The sequence below is a fragment of the Pseudomonas sp. Sample_14 genome (assembly GCF_004307515.1).
In the GTDB taxonomy this organism is placed as follows: domain Bacteria; phylum Pseudomonadota; class Gammaproteobacteria; order Pseudomonadales; family Pseudomonadaceae; genus Aquipseudomonas; species Aquipseudomonas atacamensis.
The window spans coordinates 1-22,836 of sequence record NZ_RCOC01000065.1; the positions used below are offsets into that span (position 1 = coordinate 1).

At 60.0% G+C, this 22,836-nt stretch carries 21 protein-coding genes; 10 read left to right on the top strand and 11 right to left on the bottom strand.

The window, feature by feature from the left end; genetic code table 11:
* Positions 1-745 precede the first annotated feature (745 nt).
* The 4 genes from D8U61_RS15360 to D8U61_RS15375 form a co-directional block, all read right to left on the bottom strand.
* Positions 746-1,513, bottom strand: a complete 768-nt coding sequence (locus D8U61_RS15360) for an SDR family oxidoreductase (RefSeq protein WP_024013283.1) — start codon at positions 1,511-1,513, stop codon at positions 746-748.
* Positions 1,514-1,550: 37 nt separating this feature from the next.
* The gene (locus tag D8U61_RS15365) at positions 1,551-2,618 is read right to left on the bottom strand and encodes a phosphotransferase family protein (protein ID WP_130927225.1); all 1,068 of its coding nucleotides are present in this window, start codon (positions 2,616-2,618) and stop codon (positions 1,551-1,553) included.
* A gap of 163 nt (positions 2,619-2,781) precedes the next feature.
* Positions 2,782-3,750 (bottom strand): 2-hydroxyacid dehydrogenase, encoded by a 969-nt coding sequence (locus D8U61_RS15370; protein ID WP_024013281.1) that lies wholly within the window; start codon positions 3,748-3,750, stop codon positions 2,782-2,784.
* Between the two features lie 156 nt (positions 3,751-3,906).
* Complete coding sequence (locus D8U61_RS15375; RefSeq protein WP_016775121.1) at positions 3,907-4,290, bottom strand: tautomerase family protein; 384 nt, start codon at positions 4,288-4,290, stop codon at positions 3,907-3,909.
* A 226-nt stretch (positions 4,291-4,516) separates the two neighbouring features.
* Here D8U61_RS15375 and D8U61_RS15380 point away from each other — a divergent pair, with 226 nt between their 5' ends.
* The 3 genes from D8U61_RS15380 to D8U61_RS15385 all read left to right on the top strand — a co-directional run bounded on the left by D8U61_RS15380 (position 4,517) and on the right by D8U61_RS15385 (position 6,466).
* A complete protein-coding gene (locus D8U61_RS15380) occupies positions 4,517-4,711 on the top strand; it encodes a hypothetical protein (protein ID WP_016775120.1) in 195 nt (64 codons plus the stop codon).
* A gap of 52 nt (positions 4,712-4,763) precedes the next feature.
* Complete coding sequence (locus D8U61_RS27825) at positions 4,764-4,934, top strand: hypothetical protein (protein ID WP_177433339.1); 171 nt, start codon at positions 4,764-4,766, stop codon at positions 4,932-4,934.
* 251 nt (positions 4,935-5,185) lie between these two features.
* Positions 5,186-6,466, top strand: a complete 1,281-nt coding sequence (locus D8U61_RS15385; protein ID WP_110601029.1) for a serine/threonine transporter — start codon at positions 5,186-5,188, stop codon at positions 6,464-6,466.
* 190 nt (positions 6,467-6,656) lie between these two features.
* Here the strand turns inward: D8U61_RS15385 and acnB are convergent, their stop codons facing one another.
* Positions 6,657-9,266 (bottom strand): bifunctional aconitate hydratase 2/2-methylisocitrate dehydratase, encoded by a 2,610-nt coding sequence (acnB, locus tag D8U61_RS15390; protein ID WP_024013276.1) that lies wholly within the window; start codon positions 9,264-9,266, stop codon positions 6,657-6,659.
* A 467-nt stretch (positions 9,267-9,733) separates the two neighbouring features.
* Between acnB and D8U61_RS15395 the strand changes: the two genes are divergently transcribed.
* Positions 9,734-10,204, top strand: a complete 471-nt coding sequence (locus D8U61_RS15395) for a DUF1289 domain-containing protein (RefSeq protein ID WP_024013275.1) — start codon at positions 9,734-9,736, stop codon at positions 10,202-10,204.
* 100 nt (positions 10,205-10,304) lie between these two features.
* Here the strand turns inward: D8U61_RS15395 and D8U61_RS15400 are convergent, their stop codons facing one another.
* The gene (locus D8U61_RS15400) at positions 10,305-11,168 is read right to left on the bottom strand and encodes a universal stress protein (protein WP_130927226.1); all 864 of its coding nucleotides are present in this window, start codon (positions 11,166-11,168) and stop codon (positions 10,305-10,307) included.
* Positions 11,169-11,327: 159 nt separating this feature from the next.
* Between D8U61_RS15400 and miaE the strand changes: the two genes are divergently transcribed.
* From miaE to D8U61_RS15415, 3 genes are all read left to right on the top strand, one after another.
* A complete protein-coding gene (gene miaE, locus D8U61_RS15405) occupies positions 11,328-11,930 on the top strand; it encodes a tRNA isopentenyl-2-thiomethyl-A-37 hydroxylase MiaE (protein WP_016775115.1) in 603 nt (200 codons plus the stop codon).
* A 141-nt stretch (positions 11,931-12,071) separates the two neighbouring features.
* The gene (locus D8U61_RS15410) at positions 12,072-12,779 is read left to right on the top strand and encodes a winged helix-turn-helix domain-containing protein (RefSeq protein ID WP_130888127.1); all 708 of its coding nucleotides are present in this window, start codon (positions 12,072-12,074) and stop codon (positions 12,777-12,779) included.
* Positions 12,780-14,066, top strand: a complete 1,287-nt coding sequence (locus D8U61_RS15415) for an ATP-binding protein (protein WP_130927227.1) — start codon at positions 12,780-12,782, stop codon at positions 14,064-14,066.
* A 98-nt stretch (positions 14,067-14,164) separates the two neighbouring features.
* On the opposite strand, the gene D8U61_RS15420 is transcribed toward D8U61_RS15415, so the two are convergent.
* On the bottom strand, positions 14,165-14,653 hold the full coding sequence (locus D8U61_RS15420) for a GFA family protein (RefSeq protein ID WP_024013270.1): 489 nt from the start codon (positions 14,651-14,653) through the stop codon (positions 14,165-14,167).
* A 138-nt stretch (positions 14,654-14,791) separates the two neighbouring features.
* Between D8U61_RS15420 and glsB the strand changes: the two genes are divergently transcribed.
* Together glsB and D8U61_RS15430 are read left to right on the top strand one after the other, a co-directional pair.
* Positions 14,792-15,700, top strand: coding sequence for a glutaminase B (glsB, locus tag D8U61_RS15425; RefSeq protein WP_073471184.1), 909 nt, complete (start codon positions 14,792-14,794; stop codon positions 15,698-15,700).
* Between the two features lie 196 nt (positions 15,701-15,896).
* Positions 15,897-17,399: an aldehyde dehydrogenase family protein gene (locus tag D8U61_RS15430; RefSeq protein WP_130927228.1), complete on the top strand. Its 1,503-nt coding sequence runs from the start codon at positions 15,897-15,899 to the stop codon at positions 17,397-17,399.
* A gap of 171 nt (positions 17,400-17,570) precedes the next feature.
* Here the strand turns inward: D8U61_RS15430 and D8U61_RS15435 are convergent, their stop codons facing one another.
* Together D8U61_RS15435 and cynS are read right to left on the bottom strand one after the other, a co-directional pair.
* On the bottom strand, positions 17,571-18,230 hold the full coding sequence (locus tag D8U61_RS15435; protein WP_130927229.1) for a carbonic anhydrase: 660 nt from the start codon (positions 18,228-18,230) through the stop codon (positions 17,571-17,573).
* A 58-nt stretch (positions 18,231-18,288) separates the two neighbouring features.
* Positions 18,289-18,756, bottom strand: coding sequence for a cyanase (gene cynS, locus D8U61_RS15440; protein WP_041480833.1), 468 nt, complete (start codon positions 18,754-18,756; stop codon positions 18,289-18,291).
* A gap of 122 nt (positions 18,757-18,878) precedes the next feature.
* Here cynS and cynR point away from each other — a divergent pair, with 122 nt between their 5' ends.
* On the top strand, positions 18,879-19,766 hold the full coding sequence (cynR, locus tag D8U61_RS15445; protein ID WP_130927230.1) for a transcriptional regulator CynR: 888 nt from the start codon (positions 18,879-18,881) through the stop codon (positions 19,764-19,766).
* A 253-nt stretch (positions 19,767-20,019) separates the two neighbouring features.
* On the opposite strand, the gene D8U61_RS15450 is transcribed toward cynR, so the two are convergent.
* Together D8U61_RS15450 and D8U61_RS15455 are read right to left on the bottom strand one after the other, a co-directional pair.
* Positions 20,020-20,349, bottom strand: a complete 330-nt coding sequence (locus D8U61_RS15450) for a hypothetical protein (protein ID WP_041480831.1) — start codon at positions 20,347-20,349, stop codon at positions 20,020-20,022.
* Positions 20,350-20,891: 542 nt separating this feature from the next.
* Entirely contained in the window at positions 20,892-22,835 is a 1,944-nt protein-coding gene (locus D8U61_RS15455) for a DNA topoisomerase III (RefSeq protein WP_130927231.1), read from the bottom strand.
* Between the last annotated feature and the right edge of the window lies 1 nt (position 22,836).

The window sequence follows — 22,836 nt, forward strand, 5'->3', positions numbered from 1 at the left end:
CTGCGTCGTACGGTCGCTGCGCTCCCACGCCCGGATCAATCCCTCCACTCAGCCTTCCGACGTCGCCTGTGAATCAAGATCAAAAAGCGGTACTCGAGCTAACGCTCATCGTGTTGGGTGGTGGGGTGGCTTGCTTATTTGATTTTGCTTTTCTGTGGGAGTGAGCCTGCTCGCGATGAGGCCCTCGCCGACAACAATGATCTCAATCCAGCCCTCTGCCGGAAAATCCCCGCAAAACCGACAGCCAATCCCAGCCAATCTCCCCAATCCACTGGCGCTAACAAGGCGCTCAGCTATAAAGAATGAGTGGTCAGGTCTTCCGCGGCCGGTTGGGTTGCGGGAGTTTGTCTCTCTTTACCGCGGGTCGTCCTATGAATAATCCTGGGAAACGCGTATTGCCGTTGGCTTTTCTTGCAGTGTTGTTGGCCGGTTGTGCCAGTCCTCCACCCCCTGCGCCTGTCGCGCCGCCGCCTCCGCCGGAACGTCGGTGTGAGGTGCTGGAGAATACTGAGGTTGCCGGGGATATGTATGTCGATGGGCAGGTAACGCGCCACATCACCACTACCCGTTGCATAACCCAATAACACTCGCGATTCCTCGATTGCACGAGGCCTGGAACCCAGCAGTGACCCTGTGGGAGAGAGCCTGCTCGCGAAGGCGTGGTATCAGTCAAAACATAGCTGACTGACACAACGTTTTCGCGAGCAGGCTCGCTCCCACACGGGACAGCAATTTGCCCTGGAAATCAGGACAGGAACCCGCCATCCACATTCAGCGCCACGCCGGTGGTGTAGCTCGACGCATCACTGGCCAGGTACAACACCGCGCCGGCCATTTCGCTTGGGTCGGCTACGCGTTTGAGCGGGATCTGCGTCAGTGCCTGTTTCAGAATCGCATCGTTCTTGACCAGCGCCGAGGCGAATTTGGTGTCGGTCAGGCCGGGGAGCAGGGCGTTGCAGCGGATGCCGAATTGCGCGCATTCCTTGGCGAATACTTTGGTCATGTTGATGACCGCCGCTTTGGTCACCGAATAGATGCCCTGGAAGATACCCGGGGAGATGCCGTTGATCGAGGCGACGTTGATGATGCTGCCGCCACCGTTTTCGCGCATCAGCTTGCCGGCTTCGACCGACATGAAGAAATAGCCACGAATGTTCACATCGACGGTCTTCTGGAACGCGCCCAGATCGGTGTCGAGTACGTTGCAGAATTGCGGGTTGGTCGCGGCGTTGTTGACCAGGATGTCGAGGCGGCCGAATTGTTCCTTGATCCCGGCGAAGACCTGGCTGATCTGCTCCATCTCACCGATGTGGCAGGCCACGGCTGTTGCCTTGCCGCCGGCGGCGGTGATGGCGTCGGCGACGTGTTGGCAGCCTTCGAGCTTGCGGCTCGAGACGATCACATGGGCGCCTTGCTGGGCCAGCAGTTTGGCGATGGCTTCACCGATGCCACGGCTGGCACCGGAGACGAAAGCGATTTTGCCGTCGAGGTCGAACAACTGAGTCTTGGACATGGGTTTCCCTTGTTGGAAGTCTTGTTATTGGCCCGGATCAGAGGCTGGATTTCTGGATGACCTGCAGGCTCATCTGCTCCAGCAGTTTGTTCATGTGAATGAACTGCGCGAAGCGTTTGTCCTGCGTCTGGCCATGGTAGAAGCGGTAGTAGATCTGCTGCACGATGCCGGCCAGGCGGAACAGGCCGTAGGTGTAGTAGAAGTCGAAATTGTCGATGCGGATGCCCGAGCGCTCGGCGTAGTAGTCGACGAATTCGCGGCGGGTCAGCATGCCCGGTGCGTGGCTCGGCTGGCGACGCATCAGTTGCACCGGTGCCGGGTCGCCGGCTTCGATCCAGTAGGCGAGGGTGTTGCCCAGGTCCATCAGCGGGTCGCCGAGGGTGGTCAGTTCCCAGTCGAGCACGCCGATGATCTGCATCGGATTGGCCGGGTCGAGGATGACGTTGTCGAAGCGATAGTCGTTGTGGACGATGCTTGAGGTCGGGTGGTCGGCCGGCATCTTGTCGTTGAGCCAGGCTTTGACTGCTTCCCAGTGCGGCGCGTCCGGGGTCAGGGCTTTTTCGTAGCGCTCGCTCCAGCCCCTGATCTGCCGCGCGACGTAGCCTTCGGGCTTGCCCAGATCGCCGAGGCCGCAGGCGTTGTAATCGACCCGGTGCAGTTCGACGAACCGGTCGATGAAGCTTTTGCACAGCGCTTCGGTTTTCGCCGAATCAAGGCCCAGTTCCGGCGGCAGTTCGGCGCGTAGGATGATGCCCTTGACCCGTTCCATCACATAGAACTCGGCGCCAATCACCGATTCGTCGGTGCAGTGCACATACGCTTTCGGGCAATACGGAAAGCCGTCGCGCAGTTGGTTGAGAATGCGGAACTCACGGCCCATGTCGTGGGCGGATTTGGCCTTGTGGCCGAACGGCGGACGGCGCAGAACGAATTCTTGCTCAGGGTATTCCAGCAGGTAGGTCAGGTTCGACGCGCCGCCGGGAAACTGGCTGATCTGCGGAGTGCCGGTCAGGCCGGGAATGTGCGCCTTGAGGTACGGATCGATCAGGCTGGCATCGAGTTCTTCGCCCGCGCGGATCCGGGTGGACTGGTCAGTAAGCGCCATGCTTATCCCTTCTGCTTATTTTGGAGGCCAGACATCATTGGCTAATCTAATGGCGCGCTCGGGTGCTCACAAGCGCGGGTCGGTCTTATAGGTTAGCGTGTTGCTGGATAATCAACTTTGAGAATGGGGCGAGCAGCGGCGCAGACCGAGGATCCTGCGCGCCTTAATGCACGCGCTGGTTGCTCAGTTTCGGTGGCAGGGCGACAGGCGTCAGCACCGGTTGCCCGGAGAAAAACGCCATCAGGTTTTTGCCGACCAGTTCGACAGTGCCTTGCGTGGCTTCAGGGGAAAGCCCGGCGACGTGTGGGGTCAGCACAACGTTGCTGAGGTGTTTCAGGGCATCAGGCACTTCCGGTTCGTGATCGAACACGTCCAGCGCTGCGCCGGCGATACGACGTTGTTCGAGTGCAGTGATCAGGTCTGCCGTTGCGATAACGCTGGCGCGGGCGATGTTGACGATAAATCCCTTGGGGCCGAGGGCATCGAGCACGGCTCGCGTCACCAGATGTTGAGTAGCAATGCCACCAGGCGTGGCAACGACCAGAAAGTCCGAAGCTCGCGCCAGATCGGTCGGTGTCGAGCAGAACGCATAAGCGACGTCGCTGCGCACCTGGCGGTTGTGGTAGCTGATCTGCATGTCGAAACCCAGCTCCGCACGCTTGGCAATCGCCATGCCCACGGCGCCCAGCCCGAGGATGCCCAGACGCTTGCCGGCCAGCGACGGGCGCATGATTTTCGGCCATTCACCGCGGCGCACGGCGGCATCGCAGCGCGGGATGTCGCGGACCAATGCCAGCAGCAATGCCATCGCATGATCGGCCACTGACGAGGCGTTGACTCCGGCGCCATTGGTGACGGTGATCCCGCGGTCGCTGGCCGCTTGCAGGTCGACCTGTTCATAACCTGCACCGATCACCGTGATTATTTTCAGGGCGGGCAGGGCGCTGATCTCTTGCGCAGTCAGGCCCAGCGGGCCGCGAGTGAGCACGGCGTCGATGCGACTGCCATGGGTGGCGATGGCTTGCGCGCGTTCGGCTGGCGTTGGTGCAAGGATCAGGTGGAATCCCTGATGCTCAAGAATCGGCAGATAGTCATTGATCGTTTCAACCAGTACCAGAACGGTTGCGGGCATTGCGCGGCTCCTGTGATTGGCGGCGGGTGGGTCGCGAAAGTCGACTCAGAGTGCTGAATCCGCAGCGGCTTGGCAATCGTTGCATTCAAGCAGTGGTGCTTTGATTCTGGACGGGTTCGTGGAACAAGCAAGTACGCAGGCATGGCGCACGACCCATCAGCTGACGTATTGCGCAACACCATTACCGAACGACCAGTTCTCTTTCTTTACCTCCAGCAGATTGATGAACACATCCTCCAGGCGAATACCCAGTTGCGCATGCAGGCGCTCGGCAATGGTTTTGAACAGCAATTGTTTCTTTTCCACGCTGCGCCCTTCGCTGATGGTGATCTGGATGAACACCACGCCGTCGCTGCGCTGGATGCCGAGGTATTGCGGGTCATAAACGAAATGCTGGGCGTCATGTTCGTTGAGAATCTGGAAGTTGTCGTGCTCGGGCACATCGATACAGCTGCGCAGAGCGGCGTAGATCTGTTCGCCGATGCGCCTGGCGAAAGTGGGATCGGGATTTTGCTGGATGTCGACGCGGACCAGTGGCATGGGGGCTCCTTGGGTTATGGCTTCTCACACGCTAGATCAAGGTCAGGGTACTGGCAGGTAATTGGTCTGGAATATTGCAAATTCCGTGTATGAGGCGGCTTACGTGACTCGCGGATTTTGCCTACGGGAATGGCAGATGCGTCTGCTGGTCAGCACCCGTATGGATGCGAAATCATCACGCCTCAGAGCAGCTTGCGCGATAGCTGCCACCAGCCAGGGAAGGCGAATGCTTCAAAACGACCGGGAAAACCTCGAACTGGACAAGCTGATGAATGAAATACGCAAGCTTGTGGCCGAGAGGAAAAAACTTGTGGCGGAAGAAAAAAAGATGAAATGGGAAACCTATTTCTACCCGGTTGCGGTAGTGGCCGGAATGTTGACCGCGACAGCGGCCTTGATCGGCCTTTCGCTCAAGTTATGAATGTGCGCGTTTCGCTCTATCCAACCCGTTACCCGCGAAAAAGGAAATCACCATGAGTACGTTCGACCGCCAAGCCATGATTGACCGTTCCGATCGAGAGCACGACGAGTACGTAGAAAGGTTACGCCTCCAGCAGCGAGGCGACATCGTTCCGATCCTCGCATTGCTGAGTCTTGCCTTGCTTTGCATGTCGTTTGGCTTTCTGGTCGCTCGATTGATCTGATCGTTCCGGCTGCGCACGGTGCCGGAAAAACTGCCAGAGAACGACATGCAGCGTAGCTGGAAACGGCAAAAAGCATTCCGAAAACGACTCCCCATCGGTCTGCTCCGCACAACCATTCCTCAGCTAAGTCTTTGCTTGCATTGATTTATCACGGAGAATCGCGCCCCTGTTTCGGCCGGAGCATGTCTGTCGGTTTTTTCCGACGCGTCCTGACCGAGTGGCAAGTGACCGGAATGCGGAGATCCGACCGGATGAATGATCAGGCCAATAGCCTCGAAAAGCGCTTCGACGCAGCAGCACCCGCTGAACTTTCGAGCTGGAATCGCCAGGACACCACCTGGATGCTGGGACTGTTTGGGACGGCCATTGGCGCCGGCACCCTGTTTTTGCCGATCAACGCAGGGCTGGGGGGCTTCTGGCCGCTGGTGATCCTCGCGCTGCTGGCCTTCCCGATGACGTTTTACGCGCACCGTGGCCTGACCCGTTTTGTGCTGTCCGGTCGCGAAGGTGCCGATATCACCGAAGTGGTCGAGCAGCATTTCGGTATCAAGGCCGGTGCCTTGATCACGCTGCTGTACTTCTTTGCCATCTTCCCGATCTTGCTGATCTACAGCGTCGGCCTGACCAACACGGTCGCCAGCTTCCTCCAACACCAACTGCACATCACGCCGCCGCCGCGCGCGTTGCTGTCGTTCGTGCTGATTCTCGGCCTGCTGGCCGTGGTGCGTTGCGGTGAGCAGGCGATCGTCAAAGCCATGAGCCTGATGGTCTATCCGTTCATCGTCGCGCTGCTGTTCCTCGCCGTGTACCTGATTCCGCACTGGAATGGCGGCATCCTCGCCACCGCGTCGCAAGTGCCGGCGCCGTCAGCGCTGCTGCACACGCTGTGGCTGGCGATTACGGTGATGGTGTTCTCGTTCAACCATTCGCCGATCATCTCGGCGTTCGCGATGGACCAGAAGCGTCGTTACGGTGTGCACGCCGACGAGCGCAGCTCACAGATCCTCGCGCGCGCTCATGCATTGATGGTCATTTTGGTGCTGTTCTTCGTATTCAGTTGCGTGCTGACCCTGTCGCCGGAGCAACTGGCTGAGGCGAAAGAGCAGAATCTTTCGATCCTGTCGTACCTGGCCAACCACTTCAGCAACCCGACCATCGAGTTTGCGGCGCCGTTGATTGCGTTTGTGGCGATCTCCAAGTCGTTCCTCGGTCATTACATCGGGGCCAGCGAAGGCCTCAAGGGCCTGATCGTCAAGAGCGGGAGGCGTCCGGGCGCCAAGGCGCTGGATCGCATCGTGGCGGCGTTCATGCTGGTGATCTGCTGGATCGTCGCAACGCTTGACCCGAGCATCCTGGGCATGATCGAAACCGTCGGTGGGCCGGTGATTGCGGCAATCCTGTTCCTGATGCCCATGTACGCGATTCGCAAGGTGCCAGCGATGGCGCGCTATCGCGGTCAGGCGTCGAACGTGTTTGTTACCGCGGTGGGACTGGTGGCGATTTCGGCGCTGGTTTACAAGTTGGCTGTCTGACCTGTCACTGATGACTGATCGTTCCCACGCTCTGCGTGGGAATGCCTCTTGTGACGCTCTGCGTCACGCTTGGGGACGCAGAGCGTCCGGGGCTGCATTCCCACGCGGAGCGTGGGAACGATCAGAACGATCAGCATAAAAAAACGCCGCTCATCTCACGATGGGCGGCGTTTTTTATTGCCTTGCAGCGTTAGGCTTGAACGACCGGTATCTTGGCGTTCGCAGCAGCTTCACGGAACTCGGCGATCTGGTCGAAGGACAGGTAGCGGTAGACATCGGCCGCCATGCTGTCGATCTTGCCAGCGTATTCCATGTACTCCTCGACGGTCGGCAGGCGACCCAGGATCGAAGCAACGGACGCCAGCTCGGCCGAGGCCAGGTAGACGTTCGCGCCGTCGCCCAGACGGTTCGGGAAGTTACGGGTCGACGTGGAGACCACGGTGCTGTTCGGCTCAACGCGTGCCTGGTTACCCATGCACAGCGAGCAGCCTGGCATTTCCATGCGAGCGCCGGCCTTGCCGTAGATGCCGTAGTAGCCTTCTTCGGTCAGTTGGTGAGCGTCCATCTTGGTCGGCGGCGACAGCCACAGACGGGTTGGCAGCTGACCCTTGACCTGATCCAGCAGTTTACCGGCAGCGCGGAAGTGACCAATGTTGGTCATGCACGAACCGATGAACACTTCGTCGATCTTCTCGCCAGCAACGCTGGACAGCAGACGGGCGTCGTCCGGATCGTTCGGCGCGCAGAGCACAGGCTCGTTGATCTCGGCCAGATCGATTTCGATGACTTCGGCGTATTCGGCGTCGGCATCGGCTTCCATCAGCTCAGGATTGGCGATCCAGGCTTCCATCGCTTGAGCACGACGTTCCAGAGTACGCGCATCGCCGTAGCCTTCGCCGATCATCCAGCGCAGCAGGGTGATGTTGGACTGCAGGTACTCGGTGATCGACTCTTTCGACAGCTTGATGGTGCAACCGGCAGCCGAACGTTCGGCCGAGGCGTCGGACAGTTCGAACGCCTGCTCCAGGGTCAGACCTTCCAGGCCTTCGATTTCCAGGATGCGGCCGGAGAAGGCGTTTTTCTTGCCTTTCTTCTCGACGGTCAGCAGACCGTTCTGGATAGCGAAGTACGGAATGGCATGAACCAGGTCACGCAGGGTGATGCCAGGTTTCATCTTGCCCTTGAAGCGCACCAGGATCGATTCCGGCATGTCCAGCGGCATTACACCAGTGGCAGCGGCAAACGCGACCAGACCGGAACCGGCCGGGAACGAGATGCCCATCGGGAAACGGGTGTGCGAGTCACCACCGGTACCGACGGTGTCCGGCAGCAGCATGCGGTTCAGCCACGAGTGGATGATGCCGTCACCCGGACGCAGGGAAACGCCGCCGCGGGTCATGATGAAGTCAGGCAGGGTGTGGTGGGTGGTCACGTCGATCGGCTTTGGATAGGCCGCGGTGTGGCAGAACGACTGCATCACCAGATCAGCGGAGAAGCCCAGGCACGCCAGGTCTTTCAGTTCGTCACGGGTCATTGGACCGGTGGTGTCCTGAGAGCCCACGGTGGTCATCTTCGGTTCGCAGTAGGTGCCAGGACGCACGCCCTGGCCTTCTGCCAGCCCGCAAGCCTTGCCGACCATTTTCTGCGCCAGGGTGAAGCCCTTGGTGCTTTCAGCCGGGGCTTCCGGCTTCTTGAACAGGTCGAACGCTGGCAGACCCAGTTCGGCGCGAGCCTTCTCGGTCAGGCCACGGCCGATGATCAGCGGGATACGACCGCCGGCACGGACTTCGTCCAGCAGCACCGGGGTTTTCATTTCGAAAGTGGTGATGACTTCGTCGGTACCGTGCTTGCAGACTTTGCCAGCGTGCGGGTACAGGTCGATCACGTCGCCCATGTTCATGTTCGACACGTCGAACTCGATCGGCAGGGCGCCGGCATCTTCCATGGTGTTGTAGAAGATCGGAGCGATCTTGCTGCCGAAGCAGAAACCGCCAGCGCGCTTGTTCGGCACGTACGGGATGTCGTCGCCGAAGAACCACAGCACCGAGTTGGTCGCCGATTTACGCGAGGAACCGGTACCGACCACGTCACCGACGTAGGCGATCGGGAAGCCCTGGCCGCGCATTTCTTCGATCTGCTTCATCGGGCCGGTCTTGCCTTGCTCGTCCGGAACGATGCCGTCACGGGCCATTTTCAGCATGGCCAGGGCGTGCAGCGGGATGTCAGGACGCGACCAGGCGTCTGGCGCAGGGGAGAGGTCGTCGGTGTTGGTTTCGCCGGTGACCTTGAATACGCGCAGGCTGATCTTGTCGGCCAGGACCGGGCGCTTCTTGAACCACTCGCCGTCAGCCCAGGATTGCAGCACGGCCTTGGCGTGAACGTTGCCGTTCTTGGCTTTTTCAGCGACGTCGTGGAAGGCGTCGAACATCAGCAGGGTGTGCTTGAGTTCTTCGGCGGCGACTGGCGCGAGCTCGGCGTCGTCCAGCAGTTCAACGAGGGTGACGATGTTGTAGCCGCCCTGCATGGTGCCGAGCAGTTCGACAGCGCGTTTCTTGTCCAGCAGAGGGGAGGTGGCTTCGCCCTTGGCCAGGGCAGACAGGAAACCGGCCTTGACGTAAGCGGCTTCGTCCACTCCAGGTGGTACGCGATTGGTGATCAGGTCAACGAGGAAAGCTTCTTCGCCAGCCGGAGGGTTCTTCAGCAGCTCGATCAGGCCTGCTGTTTGTTCGGCGTTAAGCGGCTGGGGAACGATACCCAGGGCTGCACGCTCTTCGATATGTTTGCGGTAGGCTTCAAGCACAGTTATTACCCTCATCAGTGGTCCCAAATGGGTGTCCGGGACGCTCATCCCGAAATTGCCGTACTCATGCGCCTCACGACGTTGTGGGTCGTTCGGCCAGAATTACCGGCAATTCCTTACAGAAGCTGCTTTCAAAGTTTTACGCCTGCAGAACGGGGAGCTGATGAGGGTTGGCGTTGGGCTTTTCCCCGCTGGAAAAACCCTTCGCCAACACCGCTCTGAAGGAACGACTGTGCTCGTGACGCTTTGAAAACAGCTTCTAACGGACATTGGCGCCTTAAAAGGCTGGCTGATTCTACGGCAAAAAAAATTTAAAGGTAAGTCGCGCTCTATTGGACTTTCGTGGCAATCAGCGCGGCCGGAGCAAACCTGCGACGCTGGCGAGACCTTGCTGTTTGAGGGGTGATCAATGCCCGACAAAGGGCTAACATGCCGGCCTGTTCCGCGTTTCAGTGTTCTGCCCATTTATGCCCAATCAGACCATCAAGACCCCCTGCGTCGGCCTCTGCTCCACCGTTTACGGTGACCTGGTGTGCCGTGGCTGCAAGCGATTCCACCACGAAGTGATCCATTGGAACGGGTACAACGAGGAGGAAAAGCGTGCTGTGTGGCTGCGTCTGGAGCAATTGCTGTCACAAGTGATGGCGAGCAAAGTCGAGATCTTCGATCCGGCGCGCCTGCGCGAGCAGCTCGAACAGCGCAAGATCCGCTTCGTACCGCATCAGTCGGAATATTGCTGGGCCTATCAGCTGATTGCCCGGGGCGCGCGGGTGATCATTAATCTTGAGGCGTACGGGATGGTGTTGCTGCCGGAGTTCCGCGACTGGAACCTGCCGGAACTGCGCGATGCCATTGATCGGGAATTCTTCCTGCTGTCGGAAGCGCATTATCAGCGCTACATCGCCCCGGGCTTTCTGAAAGACGCCTTCGGCGCCTGAACAGCAAAAGCTTCGCGAGCAGGCTCGCTCCCACAGGGAAATGCATTCCAGATGTGGGAGCGAGCCTGCTCGCGAAAGCGCCAGTCAGGCATGGCAATCCTCAGTGTTTTGCCGTCAGTTCCACCAGATGATCCTCAACCTCCGGCGGCTTGAGCACCAGGACATCGCTTTCCAGCGTATCCAGCACCGCTTCAGCGGTATTGCCGATCAACGCGCCTGACAGACCGCTGCGCGCCACCGTGCCAATCACCGTTACCGCGGCCTGGAGCTTGTGCGCCATGAACGGGATCAGCACATCCGCCGGGCCTTCCTCGATGTGAAGGTGCTCGTCATCGACATCGAACTCCGCCTGAAACGCCCGGCACTGCTCGCGGTATTTGGCTTCTATGGTCGATTTCAGCTGAAACGTCGGGTCCGCCGCCGAGAGCATCGGCGACGGATGCGCGGTGATCACATGCAGGTGCGCTTTGGCCAGACTGGCGATGTCATAACCGTGATCGATGATGGTGCTGTGCAGATGCCGATGCTCACCATCAGCATTGCCGACATCGACGGCAGCGAGAATCACTTTGTCTTTCCACGAACCGGCGGTTTTGACCAGCAGCACCGGGGTAGGGCAGTGGCGCAGGAGTTTCCAGTCGGCCGGGGTCAGCAGGGCCTTTTTCAGCGAGCTGTCGGGGAAGTGCTGTTTGATCACCAGACCGCAACCTTCGGCCTGCTGCACATCGATGATGGTTTCGTGCAGGCTCTCGTTCCACGCCTGTTCGGTGGTCACGCTGTAGCCTTCGGCGAGCAATGCCGCCTTGAGCACGCTGAGCAGGCCGGCGTGGTCATGCTTCTTGTCACACACCAGCAGATGCAGATGGGCCTGGGTGACACCGGCGATCAACTTGGCGCGCTTGAGCGCCAGGCTTTCTGCATGTTCAGGTTCGATGACCACCAGAATGCTGCGAATGGCTTGCATGAGCGGAGTCTCCAGCAAAGAAAAGGCACGGCGTTGCACAACTATAGTTGCTACCCGAACGTCTGCGACTTGATGCATATCAACAGCCGCCGCTGGTGGTCTGCGGGCAGGCCGGTATAATCGGCGCCCTTCGCTCGAACACCTTTTACCGTGAGCCCCATGATCCTTCCCGAAATCCACGAATTCCTTGGCTGCCGCACGCCCGACGCCTGGGTCCAGGCGGCACTGGCCGATCAGGAAACCCTGCTGATCGATCACAAGAACTGCGAGTTCAAGGCCGCCAGCACGGCGCTGAGCCTGATTGCCAAGTACCACGCCCATGTCGACCTGATCAACATGATGTCGCGCCTGGCCCGGGAAGAACTGGTGCACCACGAGCAAGTCATGCGCATCATGAAACGGCGCAAGATCGAGTTGCGTCAGCTGCACGCCGGCCGCTACGCCTCGGGCCTGCGCAAAGTGGTGCGCAGCCACGAACCGGTGAAACTGGTGGATACGCTGGTGGTTGGCGCTTTCATCGAAGCGCGCAGTTGCGAACGCTTTGAAGCATTGGTGCCGCATCTGGACGAAGAACTGGGCAAGTTCTATTTCGGTTTGCTGAAAAGCGAGGCGCGGCATTTTCAGGGTTATCTGAAACTGGCCTATCAGTATGGTGATGCCAAGGATGTCGCGCAGGTGATCGAGCGCGTCCGTGCGGCCGAGCAGGAACTGATCGAATCGCCGGACGAGGAATTCCGTTTCCACAGCGGTGTGCCCGCCTGAATTTGTTAAAAACTCTTAAGAGTATGAAACATCACCGAAAACCGGCCCGAGTGGCCGGTTTTTGCTGTCTGCCGTCATCGCCTGTTCGATGAATGCCAGCATAATATCGGCCCTTCCACGTTTGGCTTGGCAACGGTTGTTATGGATAACCTGGGTTTCGGCAAAGTTCTGCTGGTCGAAGACGATGAGCGTCTCGCCGCACTGATCGCACACTTTCTAGAACAACACGGCTACGAGGTGCGCACGGTGCATCGCGGTGATCTGGCCATGGCTGCATTCCTGGAATTCAAGCCGAAAGTGCTGGTGCTCGACCTGATGTTGCCGGGGCAGAGCGGTTTGCAGGTCTGCCGGGAAATTCGCAGTGTTTCGGACACGCCGATCGTGATCCTCACGGCCAAGGAAGACGATCTCGATCACATTCTCGGTCTGGAGTCCGGCGCTGACGATTACGTGATCAAACCGATCAAACCGCCGGTATTGCTCGCGCGGCTGCGGGCGTTGCAACGGCGGCAGACGCCGGACACCAGCGTGGTCAGTTTCCTTGAGTTCGGGCAATTGAACATCGACCGCAGTTGCCGGGAAGTGCGCCTGACCGGTGAGCTGATCGAGCTGACCACCATGGAGTTCGAATTGCTCTGGTTGCTTGCCAGCGCGGCGGGCAAGATTCTTTCCCGCGATGACATTCTCAATCGCATGCGCGGCATTGCCTTCGACGGCCTCAACCGTAGCGTCGACGTCTACATCAGCAAATTGCGCAACAAACTCAAGGACAACCCTCGCGAGCCGGTGTGCATCAAGACCGTGTGGGGCAAGGGCTATCTGTTCAATCCGTTCGCGTGGGAGCTGTAGATGCTGCGCTTGTTCCTCGGCCTGTTTCTGGTGATGACGGTGGGTCTGGTGCTGGCCTTGCAGGCGGTCGAGCACACCTTCAATGCGTTGCTCGACAGCCAGACGCAGGATTACAACCGTGAAGCCGTGCGTGGTCAGGCGTGGTCGCTGGTCGATCATCTGCAAGGCCGCCAGGGCGCCGAGCGTGAACAGAAACTCGATTCATTGCGTGCGCACTACGGTCTGTCGCTGGGTCTGGTCGAGGCCGATCAACTGGCCCTCACACCGCAGGAAAAAGCCGAGCTCGCGCGGAACCTGTTGGTGATCCGCGACGATTACACGCAGTTCATCAGCAACATCGATGGCGGCTCGCAGTTGCTCAGCATCAAGCTGCCGCCAGAGCCGAGCCTGATGCCGTTCTACATCACCGCGGCGTACATGATGCTCGCGGTACTGATCGGCATCGTGCTTTTTTTCTGGGTGCGCCCGCACTGGCGCGATCTGGAAAAGCTGCGGCTGGCGGCCGAGCGTTTCGGCGACAACGATCTGTCGGTGCGCATCCAGTTGTCGCGGCGCTCGAACATCCGCGATCTGGCCGAGCACTTCAATCTGATGGCGGCGCGCATCGAGGGCTTGATCGCCAACCAGCGCGAACTGACCAACGCCGTGTCCCACGAATTGCGCACACCGATTGCGCGGCTTTCGTTTGAGCTCGATCAGCTCAAGCAGCAACCGGACGCGAGCCAGAATCGCGAGCTGATCGCCGACATGTATGCCGACCTTGGTGAGCTGGAGGAGATGGTCTCGGAATTGCTGACCTACGCCAGCCTGGAGCATGGCGCGACGGTGATCAAACGGGAAAATATTCACGCAGCCGATTGGCTCGACAGCGTCGTCGGCAGTGTGGCGCTTGAAGCCGAAGCAGTGGGGGTGCAGTTGTCGATCGCCGGTTGCCAGGTCGACACGGTAAGCATCGAACCGCGCTTCATGGCGCGGGCGGTGATCAACCTTTTGCGCAATGCCATTCGCTATGCCGAACAGCGTGTCGAGGTGTCGCTGCTGCGCAATGGCGATGACTATGAAGTACGGGTCAGCGATGACGGCCCGGGTGTGCCGCTGGAGGGACGGGAGAAAATCTTCGAACCGTTTTCCCGACTGGACGCCAGCCGGGATCGGCGCACTGGCGGTTTTGGATTGGGCCTGGCGTTGGTGCGGCGGGTGTCGCAGTCCCATGGCGGGCAGGTTGAGGTTGGCGAATCGGTGTGGGGCGGGGCGTTGTTCAGGATGACCTGGGCGCATCTGGACTGATTGATATTGCCTGACCCGGCCCCTTCGCAAGCAGGCTCGCTCCCACAGGTAATCGCAATCCAAATGTGGGAGCGAGCCTGCTCGCGAAGGGCGAGTGTTCAGCGAGTTACACCGAGTCGCTCATGCCACTGGGCAATCGATTCTTCGGGATATACATCAAACTGCTGATCCTTCGGCTTCGCCTCGACTTCAACCCACGGCGCTTTCGAACCTAGCATCAGATGTGTGCGTTCCGGCGGCACCGGCAGCGGCGTATCGATCGCCGAGGCGAATGGATGAATCAGCTCTGGCCACTCCGGGCTGAACAGCCACAGGCCGCTGCCGCACAGTGAGCAGAAGTGGCGCTCGGCGCTGCTGCGATGGGCGCGTTTATCGCCTTCAGCTTTCATCTTCGCGTGATAGATGCTGATGTTTTTGCGTCCGCGAACCTTGAGAGTGGTCGCGTCGCCGCCAAGGTTGATCGCATAACCGCCGCCGCCCTGGGTCTTGCGGCAGATCGAGCAATAGCAGCGTTGATAGGGATAAGGATGGGCGCTGTCGAGGCTGAACGTGACTTCGCCGCAATGGCAGGAGCCTTCGAGGTGCATGGTGCTCTCCGGTGTCTAATGGTCCGCTTCAGCCTAGAACATTCTGCCTGATGCTTGCCGGTGTGATGCGACCGGCGGGCGCAGCGTCTAGCCCCAGTGTCCCCGCGATCCCATGGGGCGAGACTTTCGGAACCCGGCATGCAAGCGCTGTTGAACGAGATCCTTGACGCGGTCCGGCCCCTTATCGGGCAGGGCAAAGTTGCTGACTATATTCCCGCCCTCGGCACGGTGCCGGCCAACCAGTTGGGCATCGCCGTGTACAGTAACGACGGCGAAATGTATTGCGCCGGCGACGCTGAAACGCCGTTCTCGGTGCAGAGTATTTCCAAGGTGTTCAGCCTGGTGCAGGCCATCGATCACTCCGGCGAAGCGATCTGGGAACGGCTTGGCCACGAGCCTTCTGGCCAGCCGTTCAACTCGCTGGTGCAACTGGAATTCGAGCGCGGCCGCCCGCGTAACCCGTTCATCAATGCCGGGGCGCTGGTGATCTGCGACATCAACCAGTCGCGCTTCGCTGCGCCGACATTGTCGATGCGCGACTTCGTCCGACGCCTGTCGGGCAACCCGCAGATCATGATCGACGGCAAGGTCGCCGACTCCGAATACCAGCACCGCGCGCGCAATGCGGCGATGGCGTATTTGATGCAGTCTTTCGGCAACTTTCACAACGATGTCGAAGCGGTGTTGCGCAGCTATTTCAGCCACTGCGCGCTGCGCATGAACTGCATCGATCTGGCCCGGGCGTTCTGCTTTCTGGCCAATGACGGGTTCTGCAAGCACAGCGGCGAGCAGATCCTGACGCGCCGCCAGACCCAGCAGGTCAATTCGATCATGGCCACCAGCGGTCTGTATGACGAGGCGGGCAACTTCGCTTATCGCGTCGGCCTGCCGGGCAAGAGCGGGGTCGGCGGCGGCATCGTTGCGGTGGTGCCGGGGCAGTTCAGTGTGTGCGTGTGGTCGCCGGAGCTGAATACCGCCGGCAACTCGCTGGCGGGGATGGCGGCGCTGGAACTGCTGAGCTCAAGGATTGGCTGGTCGGTGTTCTGACCCACCGGAACACCACATGACCCTGTGGGAGCTGGCTTGCCAGCGATGAGGCCCTGTCAGTCACTATAAATTTGCCTGAACCACCGCTATCGCTGGCAAGCCAGCTCCCACAGGTTTCTTTAGTGTTTGAGGAGGTGTATTTCAGCCAGTAATCCGCTACATTTTCCGGCCGCCCTCTGCATGGTGAATCCGCTTCATGTCTCTTGCGCTCGAACGTCTAGTCGCTGGCACGCCGATCCCTTTCGCCGGTAACCGCGTCACCGTGGTCAGCCCCGAACTGGCCGCGCGGTTTCAGCCCGGTGACCATCTGCTGGTCGAGCAGGTCAGTGGCGAGTTGTTGCTGATCCCCGTGGCCGATCAACAGGCCGCCTCGGTGGCAATCGAGCGTGCGGCTGCGGCATTCACAGCGTTGTCGGCGGTCTCCGATGAAGCCATCAGCCGGTTCTTCGATCTATTCGCTCAGCGCCTGGAAAACCCTGAATGCTGGACGCAGATCGAAGCCGCCAACCGCGCCGACATCGAACGGGCCAAGGCGCGCGGTCGCTCGACCACACGCTTGCTCGCCGATGAACGCATGCGCCGCGACATGATCGCCGGGCTGCGCGCGTGGCGTGATGCGCCACCGACGCGGGGCAAAGTGATCAGCAGTGTTGAGCACGATGGCTGGAAGGTTGAGCAAGTGGTCTCGCCGCTGGGCATCGTAGCCTTTGTCTTCGAAGGCCGACCCAACGTATTTGCCGACGCCGCCGGGGTGTTGCGCACCGGTAATACGGCTGTGCTGCGCATCGGCAGCGATGCGTTGGGCACTGCGCAAGCCATCGTCACTCACGCGCTGAATCCAGCACTGGCCGAAGCCGGTTTGCCGGTGGGGGCGGTGTCGTTGGTCGAAAGTGTCAATCACGCCGCTGGTTGGGCGATGTTTGCCGATCGGCGTCTGTCGCTGGCGGTGGCGCGCGGCTCGGGCCGTGCGGTCAGTCAGTTGGGCAGCATTGCTCAACAGGCCGGCACTGCCGTCAGCCTGCACGGTACCGGCGGCGCGTGGCTGATCGCCGACCGTGACGCCGACGCCACTCGCTTCGCGGCAGTGGTGCGCAACTCGCTGGACCGCAAGGTCTGCAATACCCTGAACGTCTGCCTGATTCAGCGCGAACGCGCCGATGAGCTGGTGCCGCTGTTCCTCAATGCCATGAAAGACGCCGGTACTGCGCGCGGCCAAGGCTGCAAATTGCACATCGTCGCGGGCAGTGAAAGTTGCCTGCCAAGCGAATGGCAGAACGCAACAGTCGAGGTTTATCGCGCCGAGGGTTACCAGACCGAAGCGCTGGCCGAGTCTTTGCCCGAGTCGGAGCTGGGCCGCGAGTGGGAATGGGAAGAAACCCCGGAAGTCAGCCTGATGATTGTTGACGATCTGGATCAGGCGATTGCGCTCTTCAACCGTTACAGCCCGCAATTCACCGTGTCGTTGATCAGCGCGGATGCGGCGGTTCAGGAACGTTTCTACAACGCAGTGAATGCGCCGTTCGTAGGCAACGGCATCACCCGATGGGTCGATGGTCAGTACGCGTTGAACAAGCCTGAGCTGGGTCTTTCGAACTGGGAGAGCGGGCGCCTGTTTGCGCGCAGTGCGATTCTTTCCGGGGATGGCGTGTTTACCGTGCGTAGCCGGATGACTCAGGTTGATCTCACGGTGAAACGCTGACTAGAAACCCGGACCGCGCCGTGTAGGAGCTGCCGAAGGCTGCGATCTTTTGATCTGATCGTTCCCACGCTCCGCGTGGGAATGCCTCTAGGGACGCTCCGCGTCCAGTGACGCAGAGCGTCACGGGCTGCGTTCCCACGCGGAGCGTGGGAACGATCATCGGCCGGGGCGTCAGGCTGCGTTGGAAGTCTTAGCGCTGATCGCGCAAGTCTCAGGTTGCTCGACCAGCGGCACAAACGTGCGGCGGTCGGCCGACAGCGCGTCGATCGAGCCGGTCTCGATGTCATACACCCAGCCATGCAGATTCAGCCGCCCTTGCTCCTGCGCCAGGCGCACACTCGGATGAGTTTGAATATTTGCCAGTTGCGCAATCACGTTCTCGCGCACCATCGAGCTCAATTTCGCCGCGTCGCTGCCATGCACGCGCGCTTCGTTCATCACCTTCGCCGACTCGGCATGCTGTAGCCAGCCGCTGACGGCGGGCAGGTGATCCATGCATTTGCACTGGGCAATCGCCGTCATTGCGCCGCAATCGGAGTGGCCGCAAATCACGATATCGGTCACCCCCAGTACCGCCACCGCATACTCCACCGTCGCCGAGACCCCGCCCGGATGCGGGCTGTAGGAGGGAACGATATTGCCGGCGTTACGGATCACGAACAGTTCGCCGGGCTCTTGCTGGGTCAGCAGCTCAGGCACCACGCGACTGTCGGAACAGGTGATGAACAGCGTGCCGGGTTGCTGAGTCGTGGCCAGATGTTTGAACAGTTCGCTGCGTTGCGGGAAGGCTTCGTTCTGGAATTTCAGGAAGCCGTCGATCAGGGCTTTCATGGGCGTGTCCTCGTGGCAGAAATGAGATGGCCCGCACGCAGGATGCGGGCCGGGCGCATCAGAACGGACGCAGCGGCAGGAACTTGCCGTCGAGGGTCACCACGGCGCGGGAGCCGCCTTCCGGGTCTTCGACTTTTTTGATGTCCAGTTTGAAGTTGATCGCGCTGATGATGCCGTCACCGAACTGTTCATGAACCAGTGCTTTCAGCGTGGTGCCGTAGATCTGGATCATTTCGTAAAAACGGTAGATGGTCGGATCGGTCGGCACGCCGCTGAGGCTGCCGCGCAAAGGAATGATCTGCAGAGCGGCGACGTCATCTGCGCTGAGGTCAAGCTTGTCGCCGACCACTTGAGCAGCGTTTTCCGGCAAAGGATGCTGGCCGAGCAGGGCGGCGGTAACGTAGGCCAGGCTGAGGCCGGTGCCGTCGGCGAGATCCTGCCACGACAGATCTTTTTTCGCCTTGGCGTCGAGAACGCGGGTGGTCAGGGCCAGGCTGTTGTCGTTGTAGGCGTGGGACTGTTGCATGGTGTCACTCCTTTCAGGGGTTGGCTTGCTGTGTGTGGAAGCAATGTTGCGCCGGTCGATTCATAGCGTCCAAGACCGATATACAATGCTTCGCATAAGCCCTGCCTATAGATGGTGCCCTCATGCTGTTGCGACATTTGCGTTATTTGCTCGCCGTTGCTGATCACGGTGGCTTCACCCGCGCCGCCGAAGCGCTGCATGTGTCGCAGCCGACGTTGTCGCAGCAGATTAGGCAACTGGAAGAGACCCTCGGCGTGAGCCTGTTCGATCGCACCTCGCGCACGGTGAAGCCGACGGATGCCGGCGTGGCTTATATCGAGTGCGCGCGGCGCGTGCTGGTGGAGCTGGAGGCCGGGCAGCGCGCCTTGCACGACGTGAAGGACTTGTCCCGCGGCACGCTACGCCTGGCGATGACGCCGACGTTCATGGCGTATCTGGTCGGGCCACTGGTGCGCGACTACGGGGCACGGTTTCCCGGGATTCATCTGGAGATCTTCGAGTTGTCGATGGACGACATCGAGGCCGGGCTGGCGGATGACTCGCTGGATGTCGCGATCGCGTTTACCCCGGTGCGCAATGCCGATATCGAATGCATACCGGCGTTTACCGAGACGCTGGGGATCATGGTCGGGCCTGGGCATCCGCTCTATGACAGCCCTTCGGTGTTGACGCCGACGGAATTGGCTTCAATGGATTTCGCCTTGCTGGCGCCGGGCTTCATTACGCGGTTATTGGTGGATGAGTATTTCCGCGAGCAGGGGATTACGCCGCATGTGCGGATTGAAGTGAATTCGGTGAGTACGTTGCTGGAAGTGGTGCGGCATGCGCCGCTGGCGACCATGCTGCCCGAGGCGATTGCCAGCGAAGACCGCGCGTTGCGCCGCTTGCGGGTCGAAGGGGAGGCGCCACAGCGTGGCGCGGCGTTGTTGCGGCGCAGAAATAATTATCACAGTGCGGCGGCGTTGGCGTTTGTGGAGCTGGTGCTCGGCATGAAAAGCCCCTCACCCTAACCCTCTCCCAGAGGGAGAGGGGACTGACCGAGGTGTTTGGTCAAGTTACTCCGACCTGAACGAGCTTCGTTGACTCATAATCGCCACGGTCATTCAGGTCTACGGTTGAGCTGAGGCAACTCGGTCGGCTCCCTCTCCCTCGGGAGAGGGCTGGGGTGAGGGGCGACGGGGGCACTCACGCCGCAAAACTCAAAAGAACAACAAAGGGCCTGCTCCCAATCGGAAGCAGGCCCTTAGTTAAATAACCTACAACTCAATACAACCGATCAATCACCCGAACTTCATTCTGATTCTGCATCGAATCCCACGCCTGTTTCAGCGTCTGCAGCACACTTCCAATGAAGTCCTTGTCGGCCGCAGCCTTCTTGCCGACATAACCGTGGCCGCGGCGGTACATCTTCAGGCGGGCCAGCAGGTTCTGGTGGTTGCGGTCGAACTCTTCCTCGCCAGCATGGGGCGACAGGCAGTCGATGTGTACTTGGCCCGACTTGCTGATCCAGAGAATATGGCTGTCGTGGCTGTCTTTCTGCGCCGCGAACATACGAGCCAGTTCTTCGATGGTGGGTTGATTGTTCAGATTCATTGTTATGCCCCTTGACCAGTCTGGTGATCTTTCAAAGTTGATTCGCTAATACAGGTAGCCCATCGGTTGGTTGATCCCTGGCACCGAAACCAGGACGTCAGCACTCGCCCGTATGAAGTACGGGGTCATGCATCTGTTGCATGTAGTCGTGTTGAATAACTGCTACGCAATAGCGTCACAACGAGGAGAAGCAGCGAAAACCGGGAGGCTCCTTGACGACAATCCAGTGTCGGCCACAAGCGTCTTGAGAATTTTCGCCAGCGCTTCTCGTCCTTGTACTGGACGTTCAGGCCAGGTCAGCTTCTTCAATCTGCCTTGTGGGCAGCGTGTATCCGGAAAAAACAACTCGGCGGTCAGACGAGTTTGCTCAAGCGTGTTACCAGTGCTCCCGATCGGGGAACGTCTTCATCATGCAAAAGCAAAACGATGCCGTCAACGGTTTTGTAGTGATTATTTTCAAGCACTACATATTGTCGGACAAAGCTGTTTTGGAATGAGAAAAGATCCGTTTCAGCAACGTAGAGAAGGGAACCTCAAGGGATTCATCGAGTCGCCGGTCGCGCCGTGCGTTTGCGTGTACCGGCGGCTTTGCTAGCCGTCGACTTACGCTTTTTCTTCCACGGCGCTGCGGCCTTGCCGGCAGGCGGCGGGCCGCTGATGGTCAGGCTGAGAACTGAGCAGCGGCTGACCTGCTTGCTCATCCACGCAGCCTGTTTGGTGACGAATTCTTCCAGAGTCATCTCGCCGCTTTGCACCATGTCCAGCGCCTGTTCCCAGATCGCCGTAGTGCCAGGATCGGCGATCGCGCGCGGCACTGCATCGATCAGGCTGAATGCCGCAGGTGTAGCCGCCAGCGCCTTGCCGTTCTTCACCAGATAACCACGATCCAGCAGCCCTTGGATGATCGATGCGCGGGTAGCTTCCGTGCCGATGCCGGTGGTGTCTTTGAGTTTCTGTTTGAGCAGCGGATCTTCGACCAGTTTGGCGACGTTCTTCATCGCCTTGATCAGATCGCCTTCGGTGTAGGGTTTTGGCGGTTGCGTCCACAGATCCCTGAGATTCACCTTCGCCACAGCGCATTCGGCGCCTTGCCTCAGAGCCGGCAAGGTTTGCGGCGCGGGGGCTTCGCGGCCCTTGGCCGGTGCCAGTGCTTCGGGCAATGCGCGCTTCCAGCCCGGCTCAATGATCTGCTTGCCCACCGCGCGCAACGCCTGCCCGTTGCAATCGAAATCGGCCTGGGTGCGATCATATTCGTGATTGGGCAGGAACTGCGCCAGGTAGCGCGCGCGAATCAGCGTGTACACCGCGCGATGCTTGCCGGTCAGACGTTCGAGGTTCTTCGCGGCGATGGTGGGAATGATGCCGTGGTGAGCGCTGACCTTGGCGTCATTCCAGGCTCGCGAGCGCCGCTGCGGTTCGAGGAAACCCTGCAACACTTCAAGGCTCGGATCGGCCTGACGCAATGCGGTGAGGATCGATGGCGCCTCACTGTGTTGGCTCAACGGCAGAAAGCCGCAATCACTGCGCGGATAGGTGATGACTTTGTAGGTTTCGTAAAGGGCCTGGGCGATGTCGAGGGTCTCCTGCGCGCCAAGGCCAAGCTTTTTCGAGCAGACTTCCTGCAAGGTGCCGAGATCGAAGGGCAGGGGCGCGACTTCGCGCATGCGCTCGGTTTTCAGCTTGATCACCCGTGCGCTGTCTGCACTGCTGATAGCCGCTGCCGCTTGCTGCGCCAACGCCTGATTCAGGCAGCGATCCTGATCATCACAAACGTCTGATGGTGCGCGCCACTGTGCGGTAAATGTCGTGCCGTTGTGCAGCAAATCCACGTCGATTGCCCAGAACGGTACGGGGACGAAGTCGGCGATGCTGCGGTCGCGGTCGACCACTAATCGCAGGGTCGGCGTCTGTACTCGTCCTACCGGCAACACGCCCTGATAACCCGATTGACGGCCCAGCAAGGTGAACAACCGGCTCATGTTCATGCCGATCAGCCAGTCCGCCCGCGAACGGCCCAGCGCCGAGTGATACAGGCTGAAGGTTTCGGCTCCCGGTTTCAGCGCGGCCAAGGCCTTGCGAATCGATGCCTCGTCCAGCGCCGACAGCCACAAGCGGCGGATCGGCCCGCGATAGCGGCAGTGCTCGACCAGTTCCCGAGCGATCATCTCGCCCTCGCGGTCGGCGTCGGTGGCGATGATCAGTTCGCTGGCCTCGCCAAGCAGACGTTTCACCGCTTTGTACTGACTGGCGGTGCGCGGCTTGACGGTCATTTTCCATTTGTCGGGAATGATCGGCAGATCAGCCAGCACCCAGCGCTTGTAGCGCGCGTCGTAGGCATCCGGCGGCGCGGTTTCGAGCAAATGGCCGATGCACCAGGTCACTGTGAGGTCCGTCCCCAACCAGCAGCCGTCGCCGCGACGCCTGGCGCCGAGCACGGCCGCAATGTCTTTGGCCTGGGAAGGTTTTTCACAGAGGTACAGCCGCATA

Coding starts and splice junctions, on each gene's coding strand:
- D8U61_RS15360 (WP_024013283.1), bottom strand. CDS start 1,513: ATGTCCAAGACTCAGTTGTTCGACCTCGACGGCAAAATCGCTTTCGTC.
- D8U61_RS15365 (WP_130927225.1), bottom strand. CDS start 2,618: ATGGCGCTTACTGACCAGTCCACCCGGATCCGCGCGGGCGAAGAACTC.
- D8U61_RS15370 (WP_024013281.1), bottom strand. CDS start 3,750: ATGCCCGCAACCGTTCTGGTACTGGTTGAAACGATCAATGACTATCTG.
- D8U61_RS15375 (WP_016775121.1), bottom strand. CDS start 4,290: ATGCCACTGGTCCGCGTCGACATCCAGCAAAATCCCGATCCCACTTTC.
- D8U61_RS15380 (WP_016775120.1), top strand. CDS start 4,517: ATGCTTCAAAACGACCGGGAAAACCTCGAACTGGACAAGCTGATGAAT.
- D8U61_RS27825 (WP_177433339.1), top strand. CDS start 4,764: ATGAGTACGTTCGACCGCCAAGCCATGATTGACCGTTCCGATCGAGAG.
- D8U61_RS15385 (WP_110601029.1), top strand. CDS start 5,186: ATGAATGATCAGGCCAATAGCCTCGAAAAGCGCTTCGACGCAGCAGCA.
- D8U61_RS15395 (WP_024013275.1), top strand. CDS start 9,734: ATGCCCAATCAGACCATCAAGACCCCCTGCGTCGGCCTCTGCTCCACC.
- D8U61_RS15400 (WP_130927226.1), bottom strand. CDS start 11,168: ATGCAAGCCATTCGCAGCATTCTGGTGGTCATCGAACCTGAACATGCA.
- miaE (WP_016775115.1), top strand. CDS start 11,328: ATGATCCTTCCCGAAATCCACGAATTCCTTGGCTGCCGCACGCCCGAC.
- D8U61_RS15410 (WP_130888127.1), top strand. CDS start 12,072: ATGGATAACCTGGGTTTCGGCAAAGTTCTGCTGGTCGAAGACGATGAG.
- D8U61_RS15415 (WP_130927227.1), top strand. CDS start 12,780: ATGCTGCGCTTGTTCCTCGGCCTGTTTCTGGTGATGACGGTGGGTCTG.
- D8U61_RS15420 (WP_024013270.1), bottom strand. CDS start 14,653: ATGCACCTCGAAGGCTCCTGCCATTGCGGCGAAGTCACGTTCAGCCTC.
- glsB (WP_073471184.1), top strand. CDS start 14,792: ATGCAAGCGCTGTTGAACGAGATCCTTGACGCGGTCCGGCCCCTTATC.
- D8U61_RS15430 (WP_130927228.1), top strand. CDS start 15,897: ATGTCTCTTGCGCTCGAACGTCTAGTCGCTGGCACGCCGATCCCTTTC.
- D8U61_RS15435 (WP_130927229.1), bottom strand. CDS start 18,230: ATGAAAGCCCTGATCGACGGCTTCCTGAAATTCCAGAACGAAGCCTTC.
- cynS (WP_041480833.1), bottom strand. CDS start 18,756: ATGCAACAGTCCCACGCCTACAACGACAACAGCCTGGCCCTGACCACC.
- cynR (WP_130927230.1), top strand. CDS start 18,879: ATGCTGTTGCGACATTTGCGTTATTTGCTCGCCGTTGCTGATCACGGT.
- D8U61_RS15450 (WP_041480831.1), bottom strand. CDS start 20,349: ATGAATCTGAACAATCAACCCACCATCGAAGAACTGGCTCGTATGTTC.
- D8U61_RS15455 (WP_130927231.1), bottom strand. CDS start 22,835: ATGCGGCTGTACCTCTGTGAAAAACCTTCCCAGGCCAAAGACATTGCG.